Annotated in this window: 18 protein-coding genes and 3 tRNA genes; 3 read left to right on the top strand and 18 right to left on the bottom strand. The window is 64.7% G+C overall.

What is annotated here, in order from left to right:
- Position 1: 1 nt before the first annotated feature.
- From rpmG to CH276_RS21030, 4 genes are all read right to left on the bottom strand, one after another.
- Positions 2 to 169 (bottom strand): 50S ribosomal protein L33, encoded by a 168-nt coding sequence (gene rpmG / locus CH276_RS21045; RefSeq protein WP_027498281.1) that lies wholly within the window; start codon positions 167 to 169, stop codon positions 2 to 4.
- An 81-nt stretch (positions 170 to 250) separates the two neighbouring features.
- Positions 251 to 323 (bottom strand) — tRNA-Met (locus tag CH276_RS21040).
- Between the two features lie 62 nt (positions 324 to 385).
- A tRNA-Thr gene (locus CH276_RS21035) sits at positions 386 to 458 on the bottom strand.
- Between the two features lie 149 nt (positions 459 to 607).
- Positions 608 to 690 (bottom strand) — tRNA-Tyr (locus tag CH276_RS21030).
- A gap of 174 nt (positions 691 to 864) precedes the next feature.
- Between CH276_RS21030 and CH276_RS21025 the strand changes: the two genes are divergently transcribed.
- On the top strand, positions 865 to 1,365 hold the full coding sequence (locus CH276_RS21025; RefSeq protein ID WP_094629491.1) for a YajQ family cyclic di-GMP-binding protein: 501 nt from the start codon (positions 865 to 867) through the stop codon (positions 1,363 to 1,365).
- A gap of 79 nt (positions 1,366 to 1,444) precedes the next feature.
- Here CH276_RS21025 and htpX read toward each other — a convergent pair whose 3' ends face one another.
- The 8 genes from htpX to CH276_RS20985 all read right to left on the bottom strand — a co-directional run bounded on the left by htpX (position 1,445) and on the right by CH276_RS20985 (position 8,512).
- On the bottom strand, positions 1,445 to 2,314 hold the full coding sequence (gene htpX, locus CH276_RS21020; RefSeq protein ID WP_045199000.1) for a zinc metalloprotease HtpX: 870 nt from the start codon (positions 2,312 to 2,314) through the stop codon (positions 1,445 to 1,447).
- 73 nt (positions 2,315 to 2,387) lie between these two features.
- Positions 2,388 to 3,407, bottom strand: coding sequence for a polyprenyl synthetase family protein (locus CH276_RS21015; protein ID WP_032393941.1), 1,020 nt, complete (start codon positions 3,405 to 3,407; stop codon positions 2,388 to 2,390).
- Positions 3,408 to 3,533: 126 nt separating this feature from the next.
- Positions 3,534 to 4,391: a MurR/RpiR family transcriptional regulator gene (locus CH276_RS21010; protein WP_045198998.1), complete on the bottom strand. Its 858-nt coding sequence runs from the start codon at positions 4,389 to 4,391 to the stop codon at positions 3,534 to 3,536.
- Between the two features lie 7 nt (positions 4,392 to 4,398).
- Positions 4,399 to 5,235: a phosphonate ABC transporter, permease protein PhnE gene (gene phnE / locus CH276_RS21005; RefSeq protein ID WP_094629490.1), complete on the bottom strand. Its 837-nt coding sequence runs from the start codon at positions 5,233 to 5,235 to the stop codon at positions 4,399 to 4,401.
- Positions 5,232 to 6,026, bottom strand: coding sequence for a phosphonate ABC transporter, permease protein PhnE (gene phnE, locus CH276_RS21000; protein ID WP_094629489.1), 795 nt, complete (start codon positions 6,024 to 6,026; stop codon positions 5,232 to 5,234). The genes phnE (CH276_RS21005) and phnE (CH276_RS21000) overlap by 4 nt, the downstream gene beginning before the upstream one ends.
- On the bottom strand, positions 6,023 to 6,811 hold the full coding sequence (gene phnC, locus CH276_RS20995; RefSeq protein ID WP_032393937.1) for a phosphonate ABC transporter ATP-binding protein: 789 nt from the start codon (positions 6,809 to 6,811) through the stop codon (positions 6,023 to 6,025). Before phnC ends, phnE (CH276_RS21000) begins: the two co-directional genes overlap by 4 nt.
- Positions 6,812 to 6,815: 4 nt before the next feature.
- Complete coding sequence (gene phnD / locus CH276_RS20990) at positions 6,816 to 7,829, bottom strand: phosphate/phosphite/phosphonate ABC transporter substrate-binding protein (protein WP_094629488.1); 1,014 nt, start codon at positions 7,827 to 7,829, stop codon at positions 6,816 to 6,818.
- Positions 7,826 to 8,512, bottom strand: coding sequence for an HAD family hydrolase (locus CH276_RS20985; RefSeq protein ID WP_094629487.1), 687 nt, complete (start codon positions 8,510 to 8,512; stop codon positions 7,826 to 7,828). Before CH276_RS20985 ends, phnD begins: the two co-directional genes overlap by 4 nt.
- A 128-nt stretch (positions 8,513 to 8,640) precedes the next feature.
- Between CH276_RS20985 and CH276_RS20980 the strand changes: the two genes are divergently transcribed.
- On the top strand, positions 8,641 to 9,888 hold the full coding sequence (locus CH276_RS20980; protein WP_094629486.1) for a geranylgeranyl reductase family protein: 1,248 nt from the start codon (positions 8,641 to 8,643) through the stop codon (positions 9,886 to 9,888).
- A gap of 6 nt (positions 9,889 to 9,894) precedes the next feature.
- Here the strand turns inward: CH276_RS20980 and CH276_RS20975 are convergent, their stop codons facing one another.
- The 4 genes from CH276_RS20975 to CH276_RS20960 all read right to left on the bottom strand — a co-directional run bounded on the left by CH276_RS20975 (position 9,895) and on the right by CH276_RS20960 (position 12,699).
- The gene (locus CH276_RS20975) at positions 9,895 to 10,590 is read right to left on the bottom strand and encodes a demethylmenaquinone methyltransferase (protein ID WP_094629485.1); all 696 of its coding nucleotides are present in this window, start codon (positions 10,588 to 10,590) and stop codon (positions 9,895 to 9,897) included.
- Positions 10,591 to 10,604: 14 nt separating this feature from the next.
- The gene (locus tag CH276_RS20970) at positions 10,605 to 11,744 is read right to left on the bottom strand and encodes a glycosyltransferase family 4 protein (RefSeq protein ID WP_176459365.1); all 1,140 of its coding nucleotides are present in this window, start codon (positions 11,742 to 11,744) and stop codon (positions 10,605 to 10,607) included.
- A gap of 63 nt (positions 11,745 to 11,807) precedes the next feature.
- Positions 11,808 to 12,266 (bottom strand): glutaredoxin domain-containing protein, encoded by a 459-nt coding sequence (locus tag CH276_RS20965; RefSeq protein ID WP_094629484.1) that lies wholly within the window; start codon positions 12,264 to 12,266, stop codon positions 11,808 to 11,810.
- On the bottom strand, positions 12,259 to 12,699 hold the full coding sequence (locus tag CH276_RS20960) for a hypothetical protein (protein WP_045201015.1): 441 nt from the start codon (positions 12,697 to 12,699) through the stop codon (positions 12,259 to 12,261). Before CH276_RS20960 ends, CH276_RS20965 begins: the two co-directional genes overlap by 8 nt.
- 55 nt (positions 12,700 to 12,754) lie before the next feature.
- Here CH276_RS20960 and CH276_RS20955 point away from each other — a divergent pair, with 55 nt between their 5' ends.
- A complete protein-coding gene (locus tag CH276_RS20955) occupies positions 12,755 to 13,258 on the top strand; it encodes a DUF2505 domain-containing protein (protein ID WP_094629483.1) in 504 nt (167 codons plus the stop codon).
- A gap of 248 nt (positions 13,259 to 13,506) precedes the next feature.
- Here the strand turns inward: CH276_RS20955 and CH276_RS20950 are convergent, their stop codons facing one another.
- Together CH276_RS20950 and CH276_RS20945 are read right to left on the bottom strand one after the other, a co-directional pair.
- Entirely contained in the window at positions 13,507 to 14,010 is a 504-nt protein-coding gene (locus CH276_RS20950; protein ID WP_094629482.1) for a class I SAM-dependent methyltransferase, read from the bottom strand.
- Positions 14,011 to 14,047: 37 nt separating this feature from the next.
- Entirely contained in the window at positions 14,048 to 14,530 is a 483-nt protein-coding gene (locus CH276_RS20945) for a DinB family protein (RefSeq protein WP_094629481.1), read from the bottom strand.
- Positions 14,531 to 14,570: the final 40 nt, after the last annotated feature.

The following is a 14,570-nucleotide window of genomic DNA, read 5'->3' as shown; positions in this document are numbered from 1 at the left end:
ACTAGCGAGATTCGCGGTGAGCCCGATGCGTGCCGCAGTTGGAGCAGAACTTCTTCAACTCGATGCGGTCGGGATCGTTCCGACGGTTCTTCTTCGTGATGTAGTTGCGGTGCTTGCAAACCTCGCAGGCCAAGGTGATCTTGGGCCGCACATCGGTGGAGGAGGCCACTGGACGCCTACTTTCGGGTAAATCTGATCAGGGTCAATCAGGACTGTTCATGAGTGCTACGGGTCGTGCTTGCCTACTGTGTAGCGGTGACCGGACTTGAACCGGCGACGCAACGATTATGAGTCGTTTGCTCTACCAACTGAGCTACACCGCCTCAGGTGCTCACCGTCCACCATCCCACGCGGGGAACGCGACGTCGAGCCATCCAATCCAGCGAGCCCCCTAACGGAATCGAACCGTTGACCTTTTCCTTACCATGGAAACGCTCTACCGACTGAGCTAAGGGGGCGAGCAACTACGCATGTTGCCGTGCGCTGAAGCCTTCAAGAGGTTACACATTCGGAGCGCCCAGTACCAAATTGCGTGGTCAGCGAGCCCAACATGTCCCTCTTCACATGGAAACCCCAGCGAGGAAAATCCTCGCCGGGGTTCCAGGTGTGGCAGATGTAGGATTCGAACCTACGTAGGCATAAGCCGACGGATTTACAGTCCGCTCCCATTGGCCGCTCGGGCAATCTGCCGTGATGCGATCGAAGCCCGTACTGCTCTTCGGCGCGGTGAGAAGAATACAACGAACGTCCCCCCGGAACGCAAACCGGGTGGATACGGTCGGTAGCGGGCCGATAAAGTCCCTGCGGGATGTGGACCGACACCACCGCCAAACAAAATTTCGATTCGACTGGAGAGTGTGAGAAGTGGCTGATTCGTCCTTCGACATAGTGAGCAAGGTCGACCGACAGGAAGTGGACAACGCTCTCGGACAGGCCGCGAAGGAGCTGGCGACCCGCTTCGACTTCCGAGGATCGGACACCAGCATCGAATGGTCCGGCAGCGGCGAGTCCGAGACCATCGTGATCACCTCCGAATCCGAGGAGAAGGTCAAGGCCGCCCTCGACGTGTTCAAGGAGAAGCTCATCCGACGCGATGTCTCCCTCAAGGCGTTCGAAACCAACGATCCGGCCGCGTCCGGCAAGGTCTACAAGGTCACCGGCAAGCTCGTGCAGGGCATCACCACCGAGAACGCCAAGAAGATCACCAAGAAGATCCGTGACGACGGCCCCAAGGGCGTCAAGGCCCAGATTCAGGGCGACGAACTGCGCGTGAGCAGCAAGAAGCGCGACGACCTGCAAGCCATCCAGCAGCTGCTCAAGAACGAGGACTTCGGGATCGCACTGCAGTTCGTCAACTACCGCTAGAGCGGCTTCGCCGCACGTGAGCGGAAATTCGTAGCACGCTACGAATTTCTGCTCACATGGGTCGTTCTCGCAGGCTCCGTCAGTACGGCCGGTGGCCTGCCATCCGCTCGAGGCGCTCGATGCGGTCGGCCATCGGCGGGTGGGTGGCGAACAGTCGACCCGCCTTGTCGCCGATGCGGAACGGATTGGCGATCATCAGATGCGACTCGGCTGCCAATCGTGGCTCGGGCGGCAACGGTGCCAACTGCACTCCCCGCTCGAGTTTGCGGAGCGCCGAGGCCAGCGCCAGTGGATCTCCGGTCAGCTCGGCCCCCGACTGATCTGCCTGATACTCACGCGAACGAGAGACCGCCAGCCGTACCAGGGTGGCCGCAATGGGCCCCAGCATCGACACCAGCAGCAGCGCGATCGGGTTCGCGCCTCCGTTGCCGCGTCCGCCGAAGACGTTGGCGAAGAAGGCCAGGTTGGCCAGGCCCGAAATGACGGCAGCCATCGCCCCGGCCACCGACGAGATCAGAATGTCGCGGTTGTACACGTGCGAGAGCTCGTGACCGAGCACCGCTCGTAGTTCACGCTCGTCGAGGATGCGCAGAATGCCCTCGGTGCAGCACACCGCGGCGTTGCGCGGATTGCGTCCGGTGGCGAACGCGTTGGGGTTGTTGGTGGGACTGACGTACAGCGCAGGCATCGGCTGATGAGCCGTCGTCGCCAACTCCCGCACGATCCGATACATCGCCGGTTGCTCGAGTTCGCTCACCGGCACCGCGTGCATCGATCGCAGGGCCATCTTCGCGCTGTTGAAGTACGCGTAACCGTTGACGCCAACCGCCAGGACGATCGAGCCGATCAGAATGGTCGCGTTACCGAACAGCGAGCCGATGAAGACGATGAGCGCCGACATCCCGACCAGCAGGCCGAATGTCTTTGCGCCGTTCGCGTAACCGTTCATGTCCGAAGTGCCTCCTCGTACCGGGTGCTACTACCCGATCAACGAAAACACCCCGACCGGCAGTTCCCGGTCGTCAGCCCACGCGTTCGACGGTGTAGTCCACCAACCGGCCGAGCGCATCGTTGGCCGGTCCCTGCGGCAGCAGTGCGAGTTCTGCGTGTGCCCGAGCGGCGTATTCGCCGAGTGTCCTCTTGGCCGAGATCATTCCCGGTGACCGCTGCAGCAGCTCGAGAGCCTCGGTGACCAGAGCGTCCTCGGTGACCGGACCGGCGAGGATCTCGCGCAGTCGATCACCGTCGGCACCGTCCTCGCGCAGCGCGAAGAGCACCGGCAGAGTGTGTACACCTTCCCGCAGGTCGGTGCCGGGAGTCTTGCCGGACTGCTCGGTAGCCGAGGAGATGTCGATGATGTCGTCGGAGATCTGGAAGGCGGTACCGACGGCGTCGCCGAGGCGCTCGAGTCGTCCCACGTGCTCGGCATCTCCGCCGCTGAAGGTTCCGCCGAAGCGTCCACACGATGCGATGAGCGAACCGGTCTTCTCCCACACGACCTTCAGATAGTGCGCGACGGGATCGTCGGTGCTCTTGGCTCCGATGGTCTCGCGCATCTGACCGGTGACGAGTTCTGCGAAGGTCTCGGCGATGATGCGCACGGCGTCGGGTCCAAGGGTGGACACCAGACGCGACGCATGCGCGAACAGGTAGTCGCCCGCGAGGATCGCCACACTGTTACCCCAGCGTGAGTTCGCACTCTCGGCACCTCGACGCATCGACGCCTCGTCCATGACGTCGTCGTGATAGAGCGTCGCCAGGTGGACCAGTTCGACGACCGTGGCCGCGGTGACGATCGCCGGATCGGTCGGCGACGGTCCCAGCTGGCCGGTGAGCACGGTGAACAGGGGCCGGAATCGTTTTCCGCCGGCCTTGGCCAGGTGCAACGCAGCCTCGGTGAGAAACTCCTCACCGTCGGAGAGCTCACTGATCATCAGCTCTTCGACGCGTGCGAGGCCGTCGGCGACGGATCGCGCGAGCTCCGGGTCACCCAGGTCGACTCCGGCAACGACCGTTGCTACGGCAGCGTCGTCTGTACTCACGATGTTGGTCCCTGTCCTGTCGTCGACATGCCGGCAGCAGCGACTTCAGCGCCGCTGCTCGCCTTCTACCGTAGTGAACCTAGCGTGCACACCGGTGCGACGGTGTCACCGACCACAGGTGACGCTTCACTCACCGAGGTTGCCGGAGATGACTTCCAGCGTCGCGGCCATCGCTGCCGACGCTCTGTCACCCAAAGCGTCGGTCAGAGCGGCCATCAGACCTTCGAGCAGGATCACGTGCGGAATCCGGCTGGTGACGGCGAGTTCGCGCTGGAAGCTGAGGTCGCGCATGCCCACCACCAGTGCGATGTCCGACGCGGCCGCCAGGGTCGAGCGAGCAAAGGACGTCACCGAGACCACGGTGGCTCCCCGATCCCGAGCGGCCTGAGCGGCCTTGGTCGATGCACTCGTGGCACCCGATCCGCTGATGATCAGGGCCACATCGCGATCGGTGAGAAGCCGGACGGCGACCTGCTGCGCGATCGAGTCGGTCGGTGCGTGCGAGCGCAGGCCGACCGAACGCATCCTGGCATCGGTATCGGCGGCCAACGCGGCCGAGAGTCCGTTGCCGATGACCACGACGGACTCGGCACCGGCGAGCGCAGCCACCGCGCGAGTGACATCCTCGGTGGTCAACAGTGCCGTCATCGCCGCGATGGAATCTCCGACATGGGCGAAGGTCTCCGTCACGATCGCGAACGGACCGTCCGCCGACCGCTCCTGCGCAGGCAACGCCCGGGCCGCATCGCGCGCGAGCAAGACTCGCAGCTGCTGATAACCGCCGAAGCCGAGACTCTGACAGGTACGCACCACCGACGCCCGTGACGCCCCGGCCGCGTCGGCGACCTGCTGCGAGGACATCTCGACGATGTCGGCGGGACGTCGGAGAAACACCTCGGCGACGGCCCGCTCGGCCGGCAGCAACGACGGAATGATCGATCGGATGTGCGGCACGACTCCACCGGGCGCGAGATCCATGCTCATATCTTGCTCATACTTTTCTCTGCCATCCCCAGCTCCCGTCGATGATGCGTCGACGCACCTGACCGGAGACCTGGTCGATGAGCACGGTGATGACCACGACGACGATCAGCAGCATGCCGACCGCACCCCACTGGCGGTACTGCACGTTGTCCACCAACATGCTGCCGATGCCGCCAGCACCGATCAGACCGAGGATGGCCGACGCACGGACGTTGATCTCGAAGCGATAGAGCCAGAAGGCGAACACCTCGGGTGCGACGTCGGTCCACAGTCCCCACCGCACGATCTGGGCCGTCGAGCCGCCTGCCGCTCGGGCCGCTTCTATCGGACCTTTCTCCGCGCCTTCGACGGCCTCGTAGCCCCACTTGCCGAGGGTGCCGATCGAGCCGATGGCGATCGCGAGTGCGCCGGTGAACGCGGTCAGCCCGGTGACGGACAGAATGAGGATGGCGATGACGACCTCGGGGACTGCACGAATGACGGCGAACACGATGCGCAGCGGCCATCGCAGCCAGAGCGGCCCGATGTTCGCGGCTGCGAGGAAGCTCAGCGGAAACGACACGACGATGCCGAGCACCGTTCCGAACCACGCCATCTGCACCGACTCGATGGTGGCCGAGACGGCCTTGCCCAGCGCGGAGACGTCCGGCGGGACGAACATCAGCCCCGCGTAGCGCACCAGGTTCTGCGGTAGGTCGAGCAATCTGTCCCAGCGAATCTCGATGCCGTACAACGACAGTGCGAACACGGCGAGGATGCCTACCCACACGGCGGTGCGCAGGGGGTTGCGTGGTTTGCGCGGCCGGGCCGGAGTGGCACGGGTGGTACGGTCGACGACGGTCATCCGACCAACTTTCGACGGGCCCAGGACGAGATCAGTTCCAATGCCAGGACGATGACGAGAATCTCGAGGATGATGAGGCTGAGCTGGTGATACTTGTAGAAGGTCCGAACATTGTCGATGAGCATTCCGAGTCCGCCTGCACCGACGAGTCCGATCACCGCCGAGGCGCGCACGTTCAGTTCCAGCGTATAGAGGCTCTGCGAGACGAACGCCGGAAAGATCTGCGGCGCAACAGCACTGCGATCGGCCGCAATCCAGGTGCCTCCGGCAGCGAGGGCCGCTTCCTGCGGACCGCGATCGACGGAGTCGAGTGCCTCGGAGACGAGCTTGACGATGATGCCGACGTTGAACACGATCAACGCCAGAATTCCCGACAGCGCTCCCGTCCCGACCACCGCGACCAACACCGCTGCGTACAACAGATCAGGTACGGCGCGAACGACATTCATGATTCCGCGCACGACTGTCAGCAACGGTCGATTCGGGTTGGTGACATGTGAGGCCGCAAAACTGAGCGGAAAGGAGATCGCGGCACCGATGGCGGTCGCGATGACGGCCATCTGCAGCGTCTCGAGGATGGCGTCGACGGTCTCGGGGAAGAACCAGTAGTCCGGCTGCATCAATTGGATCAGCTTGCCGGTGGCGTTGCCCCAGTTGTCGATGATGTCACCCAGGTCGGCACCGACACCGACGCCCGCCCACACCGTAATCAGTCCGACGACGGCAAGTGTCACAACGGTTTTCCATGCCGAACGCGGCTTCACCGGCCGGGTGGAAACGGAAACGCTCACAGCTCTGCCTTGGCTTCCAGCACGTCCTCGGCGGTCAGCGAGCGGCCGTAGATGCTCTCGAACACCGATTCGTCGGCGTCGCGGCCATGGCCGTCGAACACCACCTTGCCGTCGCGTAACCCGATCAGCCGGTCGCCGTAGCGGCGGGCGAGATCGAGGAAGTGCAGGTTGACCACCACTGTGATGCCGAGTTCTGCGTTGATGCGCTGCAGGTCTCGCATGACGACGTGCGACGTCGGCGGATCGAGCGAGGCCACCGGTTCGTCCGCGAGGATCACTCGCGGTTGCTGTGCCAGCGCCCGGGCGATGGCGACCCGTTGCTGCTGACCGCCGGAGAGGGACGACGCCTTCGCGTAGGCCTTGCCGACTATCTCGACTCGCTCGAGCGCCTGCATGCCCAGTTCGGTGTCTTCCGCGGACCAGGCACCGAGCAGCGTTCGCCACATCGGCGAGCTGTGCAGCCGGCCCATCATCACGTTGTTCAGCACGCTGGTGCGCTTGGCGAGGTTGAAGCCCTGGAAGATCATTCCGACGTCTCCGCGCAGATCGCGTAACCCTCTGCTGCTCAGATTGTTCACGGCGCGATCACCGACGGTCACGGTGCCGGAGGTGACCGGAACGAGGCCGTTGATGGTGCGGATCAACGTGGACTTCCCTGCCCCGGACAAGCCGACGACGGCAACCATCTGACCCGCCGGAATATCGAGAGTCACTCCGTCGAGCGCAGTGTGGCCGCCCGCGTAGGTGACCGAGACGTTGTCGAATGCGATGCCGTCGCCGCTCATCCGATCAGTTCCCCAGGCCGATAGTGTCCGCCTCGGTCTGCGCCTGCTGCAGCGCTGCAGGGTCCGCCTTGTCGAGACCGGTGATCTGGTAGATCGCCGTCAGGGCCTCGACGCCCTCGGGGGTGGACGCGTAGTCCTCCATCGCGTCCGAGATGCGCTGCTGCAGATCAGGGCTCAGCGAACTGCTGATCGAGACGCCGTCGTTGGGGATCTCGTTGGTCAGTGCGAACACCACCAGGTTCTTCGCCACATCGGGGGTGTCGGCGACGACGGTCTCGCGGGCGTCCCAGAACGACACGCCCACTTCGTCGTCGCCGTTGTTCACCGACAGCACTGCGGCCGGGTGCGAGGTGACCTGGGTCAGGTCCAGATCGGTGGTGGAGTCGATGCCGGCCTCTTTCAATGCGGCGGAGGGGAACACGAATCCGGCCGATGATGCGGACTGCAGCATGACGGTCTTGGCACCGTTCATCTTGCTCAGCGAGTCCAATCCGGCCGGACCCGTGCCGCTTTCGGTTCCGTTGCAGTACAGCAGGCCGTTGGCTCCGGTGACGGGAGCGTCGTCGCAGTACTTGTCGGGGTTGTTGGTGTAGAACTGCGCGGCGTAGGTGGTCTTGCCCTTGCGCACGGTCTGCAGAGCCGGCTCGGCCCCGTACTTGTTGCAGGCCTGCACCATCTGCAGCGGCGGCAGCATGCCGATCTGGGCTTGGTTGGCACCGATGGCCTCCACCGCCGCCTGGTAGTCCTGTGTGATGACGCCTCGGACCGGGATGCCGAGGCGCTCGGTGAGCGCGTCCTGCAGCGGCTTGACGGTTTCGACGAGCTTGTTGGCGTCGCCCGAGGGGACGAGTGCCAGCGTCAGCTCCGACGGGTCGGCTGCATCTGCCGAGCTGGACCCGGTACAGGGCGACGCAGCAGAGGATTCGGTGGTGGACTCGTCGCGGGCTCCGCATCCGGCGAGCGAGGCGGTGAGCAGTCCGGTGGCAACCACCGCGAGCAAGGGAGTGCGGATTCTCATGACTGTCCTTCGTGGGTGAGTGCGAATGCTGCTGGATCGGTCGACCATTCGAGAAGTTCGTCGTACAACGCCGGAAACGACGAGGCGGAGAACGTCGCTTCCGGGCGGGGGTGACCGTGGCGGTCGATGTAAGCGGTGACGGCACCGCGCCGATGCGGTGCGTCGAGGTCGTTGCGCCAGATGTCGCCGACACTGGCCAACAGATGGGGTGCTCGCGTGCCCAGTAGTGAGTCCACCAGCGCGGGCATCTTCTCGGGCTTGCCTGCGTCGGTGACGACACGATCGACAGCCGCGGTCAGACCGAGCCGGTCGAGGGTTTCGATCACGCCGCGCCGCGGGGCATTGGTGGCCACAACCACGTCGGCGCCGACGCGATCGAGAAAATCCGCGAGCCCGGCCGGTGCCCACACCTCGAGCTCACCTGCGGCGAGGCGCCCGCGGGACTGCGCGTAGGCGGCGGCGAGAACAGCAGCGTCCACTCCCACCGACAGCTGCTGGACGGCGGAGTAGCCGTCGAGATACTCCCCCGCGCCGCGGTCCAGGAAAGCCGTCAACCCGGCACGGAGAGTTGCGGCGGAGATGCGGTCGAGAGATTCGGCCACCGCGTCGGCGTAGGCCCAGACCGGGTCGTCACCGAGGCAGACGGTGCCGTCGAAGTCGAGGAGGAGGATCGGTTGGTGCACGTGAGAGACGCTAGACCCGCCATGAACGATCCGTCCATAGATTCTGAATCTATGAAACAAGCGTTCACACGGCGTTAACCGGAGCCCCTTCACGGCACCGAGTCGCTCCGGTCGGGATACTGGAACTCGTGAGCACCCCCCACCCCGTCCCACCCACCGCGACCGACGTTCTGGTCGTGGGCGCGGGCCCCGCAGGATCGTCCGCTGCGGCATGGGCCGCGCGATCCGGCCGCGACGTCGTCCTGGCCGACGCGGCAGTCTTTCCCCGCGACAAGACGTGCGGTGACGGGTTGACGCCACGTGCCGTCGCCGAGCTCGATCAGTTGGGTCTGGGCGAGTGGGTGCGCGGCAAGGCGCGCAACCGGGGACTGCGCCTGAGCGGATTCGGCCAGGAACTACAACTCGAGTGGCCGAGCAGATCGCTGCCGACCATCGGAAGTGCCGTCCCCAGAACCGAATTGGACGACAGGATTCGCGTCGCCGCGGTCGAATCCGGGGCCGTCATGGCCGAGGGAGCCAAGGCTGTCGCCGTCACCCGCCACGGCAATTCGGTCCGTTCGGTGACCCTGCAGACAGCCACCGGAGCCCACGAGATCTCCTGTCGCACACTGATCGTCGCCGACGGTGTCCGTTCCACTCTGGGCAAGCAACTCGGGCGACAGTGGCATCGCGACACCGCGTTCGGCGTCGCGGCTCGCGCCTACATCGACTCGGGCCGCAGCGACGACGAATGGATCAGCTCACACCTCGAATTACGTGACGCCGCAGGCACTCTGCAGCCCGGTTACGGCTGGGTCTTCCCGCTGAACGACGGGACCATCAACATCGGCGTCGGCACCTTGGCCACCGCCAAGCGGCCTGCACCCGGAGCGCTGCGCCCGCTCCTCGACCTCTACACCCACCAGCGTCGCGACGAATGGGACCTCGGCGGGGAACTGCGCTCGGTGGCGTCGGCGCTACTGCCGATGGGCGGAGCGGTCTCGGGCATCGCAGGCACCAACTGGGCCATCATCGGTGACGCCGCAGCCTGCGTGAACCCACTCAACGGCGAGGGTATCGACTACGGACTCGAAGGCGGCCGCATGGTCGTCGACCTGCTCGATCACCCCGACCTCACCGACGCGTGGCCGAGTCTGTTGCGCGAGCACTACGGGCAGGCCTTCTCCATCGCCCGACGCCTGGCCGGACTGTTGACCGTGCCGAGATTCCTGCCGGCTGCGGGACCGGTGGGAATGCGCTCGCGGGCGCTGATGAAAGTTGCAGTCCGCTGCATGGGCAACCTGATCACCGAGGCCGACAGCGACCTCGTCGCGCGCACGTGGCGGGCATCGGGAAGCGGATCGTTGAAAGTCGATTCACGGCCGCCGTTCTCGTGAACCGCGTTACGGTCGAGTTGCCTTGTGCAGCGCGACGATTCCGCCGGTGAGGTTGCGCCACTGCACGTCGGTCCAGCCGGCGTCGGCGATGCGCTGCGCCAACTGTTCCTGCGTCGGCCAGGCGCGGATGGACTCGGCGAGGTAGACGTACGCGTCGGGGTTGCTGCTCACCGCGCGTGCGACTTTCGGCAACGCCTTCATCAGGTACTCCATGTACACGGTGCGGAACGGACCGAACACCGGCGTGGAGAATTCCGAGACGACGAGCCTGCCGCCGGGCTTGGTGACGCGGGCGATCTCGCGCAGTCCGGCATCGAAGTCCGAGACGTTGCGTAGGCCGAACGAGATGGTGGCGGCATCGAAGCTGGCGTCGGTATAGGGCAGTGCCATCGCGTCGCCTGCGACCATCGGAACACCTCGCTGCAGTCCGGCCTGCAACATGCCCTTGGAGAAATCGGTGGCCACGCACCAGGCTCCGCTGCGACCGAGTTCGACGGTGGAGACACCGGTGCCTGCAGCAAGATCGAGAACACGCTCGCCGGGTTTCAGATCCAACGCTCGTCGAGTGAGCTTGCGCCAACTGCGGTCCTGCCCGAACGAGAGAACGGTGTTGGTGATGTCGTATCGACGGGCGACGCCGTCGAACATCGACGCCACCTCGTGGGGCTCTTTTGCCAGGGTTGCGCGTGATGTCTGGGCCACAGGGTCCAGACTACTCAAGCAACGTTCACTGCCTGCGGCGCTGTGATGCCTTGCACGTCGTAGTAGTGCGAGATCAGTTCGTCGCAGATGGCGGGCCAGGTTCGGTGCAGAACGGATTTGCGGGCTGCGTCGCCGAATCGTGCCCGGGTGGTGGGTTCGGCGAGGGCACCTACGGCACTGGGCAGCAGCTCGGTGAACTTGTCGACCGGCAGCAGGTATCCGTTGCGGCAGTGCGAGACCAGGTCGCGCGGGCCCCCGGCGTCGGGTCCGATGACGGGGACGCCACTGGCGAGGGCCTCTTGGACTGCTTGGCAGAAGGTTTCGTGTTCGCCGGGGTGGACGAAGATGTCGAAGCTGGCGTACGCCCGAGCGAGTTCGTCGCCGCCGAGTTGACCGGTGAAGATCGCGCCGGGCATCAGGGTCTGCAACGCCGCTGTGTCGGGTCCGCCGCCGACGATCACCAACTGGATCGACGGGTCGGTGGCCAGTACGGCGAGCCGCTCGACGTGCTTCTCCGGGGCGAGCCTGCCGACGAATCCGACGATCAGCTTCTCGTTCGCTCCCCACTGGGTTCTGAGCGTCTGCGACGTGGCCGAGGGTGCGAAGCGGACGGCGTCCACTCCCCTGGCCCATCGGTGCACGCGCGGAATTCCGTGCAGCTCCAGTGCGTCGACGGCGGAGGTGGACGGTGCCAGGGTGCGGGCCGCGGCGCGGTGCAGTCTCCTCGTCCAGCGCCACGCGGCCTTGGACGTCAGGCCGAGGCCGTAACTGGCGGCGAAACCGGCGACATCGGTCTGGTAGACGGCAACAGCAGGCACATCCAGTCGGTTGGCGGCGGCGAGACCGCCTGCTCCGAGCAGGAACGGTGACGCGAGATGGACGACGTCGGGGGCGAAGGCACGCATCGCCGAGACCATGCCGAGGCCCGGCACTCCGACGGGCAGCGAACTGACCTTGGGGACCATGATCGACGGCACCCGGTGCACCGGAACGTCGTCGTGCCACGTCGCGGCTCTGGGGCCGGACGGATTGTCCGGGGCGATGACGATGGCGTCGTGCCCCGTCTTGTCGAGGTGTTCGAGGACACGGATCACCGAGTGGGTGACGCCGTTCATGTTGGGCAAGAACGATTCCGCAACGATGGCTACTCGCACGGTCCTCAGTGTGGGCGGCCCCGCAGTCGGCCAGGTATGGACAACGTTACGTGTGGGCCAACGTCACACGAATTGCGCGAGCACCCACGACGGATCGGGGTTGGTGCGGTGTTCGGATCCCACGAACACGGTCGGGACCGTCTCGTTGCCGTCGTTGACCGACCGAACCCGCGCGGCCGCAGCGTTGAATGGTCGTTCCGCAGGCTCCACTCCTGCCGGATCCTTGCGGATGTTCACCCACACGGCTTTCTTTCCGCGCAGCAGCAGCGCTACCCGCAACCGCAGGCAGAAGATGCATCCGGGACGCCAGTAGACCAGCGGCACCGAATTGCGAGTCGCCAGAGTGCGCGAGGCGTCGCCGGACAGGGACCGGGGGTACAGCACCGGCGTCGTCAGGGCGAGAACGAACCCAACGGCGAGCACCAAGACCACGATCGAGGACGCGATGTTGCCGAAGTTCACCAGCGCGAACCCGGCCACCGCGGCGAGGGCTGCGATGATCCACTGCTTGGCATTACGCATTCCGGGCCTCCTTGCGTCGTAACCAGAACAGCACCGGCCCGGCGATCAGCCAGGTGACGACGATGACCGACCCGGCCGGAACGATAGCGACGGTAGCGTCGCGGCCGGCGACGCGCACCAGTTCGACGTCCGGGTCTGCCTTGTAGTACTCGACCTCGATGCGTTGACCGGCGATGAGGTTGGTGGGGTACAGCACGCCGAGCGCCGGGTTGTGTGTCACGCCGTCGGGGGTGATGAAGCTGACGGCCGAGCGCAACTTGCCCGCGGACAGCACCTCGGCGGTGGCGGTGCCCTTGTCGGAATCGATGGTGACGTCGTTGCGCCAGGCTCCGACCACCAGAAGCACGGCGAGGACCGAAATCGCGCCGGCGACCACGAGCACGACCAGCCGGGTCCGGTACAGCGTTCGGCTGGCTCTGTCGGTAGCGGTCACAGCGATCAGGTTACTTCGCAGCCGACACGACGCCGCTCGGGTAGCGTCTGCACTCATGTCGCGCAGCTTCGAGTTCACCGTCGAATCGTCCAATCCCCCCGCCGACGTGCACGCAGCACTCACCAGCGAGGCCCAGTGGGCAGCCCGTTTCGCCAAGGCGAAGAAGACGGACGGGTACGAAATGACCAAGCACGAGGACGGCGGTCTGACGGTCGACATCACCGAAGAGGTCGGCACCTCCGAACTCCCCGGCTTCGTCACGAAGGTCATCAAGGGCAAGCTGATCGTCTCCCGCACCGATCACTGGGGTCCGCTCGAGGGCGACCATGCCGAGGGAACCCTCATCGGCGGCACCACCGGTCTACCGGCCAAGGTGAACGGCACGCTGTCCCTTCGACCCGACGGAACCGGTGCGAAGTTGATCGTCAAGGGCGAATCGACGGTGAAGATTCCCCTCGTCGGCGGCAAGATCGAGGACCTGATCAACAAGATGATCAAGGACATGATCGATCAGGAAACCGGCGAAACCCTCGAATGGGTTGCGGCGCAACAGGGTTAGCAATTGCGGCGGCCTCGGCCTACAATTTACGCTCCACTTCAGGATCCGAAACCGAGGAACCCCGGGCCGCATTCTGGAGTGGAGCATCCGCTGCGACAGGACGTCGGCACATTCGGACCGCCATGTACTAAGTGACGCCGGCCAGTTACTCGGCGTAAGAAGGACAACGCTCAGCGAGAACCATCAGCCACTGCTGCCCACCGCCGGACATCTCGGATGTAATCGACACCGACTCCCACACAGTCGGATCAAGTACTGGCGCGAACCTCCGGTTCCCGCCAGTACTTGAAGTAGCGCGGAAGATCGAGCTTTTCGTTGCTCCATTCCTCGCCGTCGCCTTCCTTGAGGGTGAAAGCAAGCATCCCGCCGGGACGCAATGCTGCGGCTGCCTTGGCGATAACGGCATCGAACTGAAGCGAATTCAAATGCAGGAGGACAGCGTTGGCGAAGATTCCGTCGTACATCCCACCGAAAACGTCCGTAACGATGTCGAGCTTGCGAGCCGAGTAACCGTCCCTCTCCATCATGTCGACGAAAGCCGCCGCCCCGTCGCTCCGCTCGACCCGAAGACCACTGCGCTCGAGCTCGGCTGCGTGCCAACCGGGTCCACTGCCGAGTTCGAGCACCAGGCCCTCATCGACCTGTGCAACGAACTCATCGATGAACGGCTGCCACGCCCGCGTCGAATCACGTCTCGTTCGCTGAACGTACAAATCAGCAGCCGATTCGTAACTCGTAAGGGTTCTGTTCACTCGTCAGCTCCTTAGTACGGTCGACCGAGTTCTGTGATCAGGCCGCGAGAATCTGTTCACGAAGTATGTCGGCATGGCCGCAGTGGTGGGCCAATTCTCTGAGCACCTGCAGATATACCCATTGAACCGTACGAGGCCCGGTGCGATGGCCCGTCACGACGGCATCGAGTGACAGTGGAGCTACTACCGCTCGAGCAGTTGCGCACGCCTGTCTGTGCGCCGCGATGACACCGTCGATGGTGTCGTCATCGACGACGACGAAGGACTCCGCGGGATTGCGAACCAGACCAAGCGCAACCCTGGTCCCACCCCCGATGCACTCCTCGAACCACACTCGCTGCATCCATGTCACATGCTTCAGCAATCCGAGAAGCGTTGTGGCAGAGGGAACCAATTGTCGGCGTGCCTGCTCCTCGGTGACACCATCGAGGGTTGCCTCGATCGCGATCCGGTAGTCCTCGATGAACGCCTCGAGCTGAGTACGGTCATCGTCCACCAGTACCTCGAATGCACCCGTCACAGGCTTCCCTTCCCAGCGAAGATTCGGTCGGGCACGTACA

It is taken from the genome of Rhodococcus sp. 06-470-2 (assembly GCF_002258235.1).
Lineage (GTDB): Bacteria > Actinomycetota > Actinomycetes > Mycobacteriales > Mycobacteriaceae > Rhodococcoides.
Note: the sequence above shows the minus strand (reverse complement) of the source record. Positions and strands in the feature narration are given on the sequence as shown.

Excerpts from the sequence above, each read along its gene's own strand:
- htpX (WP_045199000.1), bottom strand. The coding sequence starts at position 2,314 with ATGAACGGTTACGCGAACGGCGCAAAGACATTCGGCCTGCTGGTCGGG.
- CH276_RS21010 (WP_045198998.1), bottom strand. The coding sequence starts at position 4,391 with ATGAGCATGGATCTCGCGCCCGGTGGAGTCGTGCCGCACATCCGATCG.
- phnE (WP_094629490.1), bottom strand. The coding sequence starts at position 5,235 with ATGACCGTCGTCGACCGTACCACCCGTGCCACTCCGGCCCGGCCGCGC.
- phnC (WP_032393937.1), bottom strand. The coding sequence starts at position 6,811 with ATGAGCGGCGACGGCATCGCATTCGACAACGTCTCGGTCACCTACGCG.
- phnD (WP_094629488.1), bottom strand. The coding sequence starts at position 7,829 with ATGAGAATCCGCACTCCCTTGCTCGCGGTGGTTGCCACCGGACTGCTC.
- CH276_RS20965 (WP_094629484.1), bottom strand. The coding sequence starts at position 12,266 with ATGCGTAATGCCAAGCAGTGGATCATCGCAGCCCTCGCCGCGGTGGCC.
- CH276_RS20955 (WP_094629483.1), top strand. The coding sequence starts at position 12,755 with ATGTCGCGCAGCTTCGAGTTCACCGTCGAATCGTCCAATCCCCCCGCC.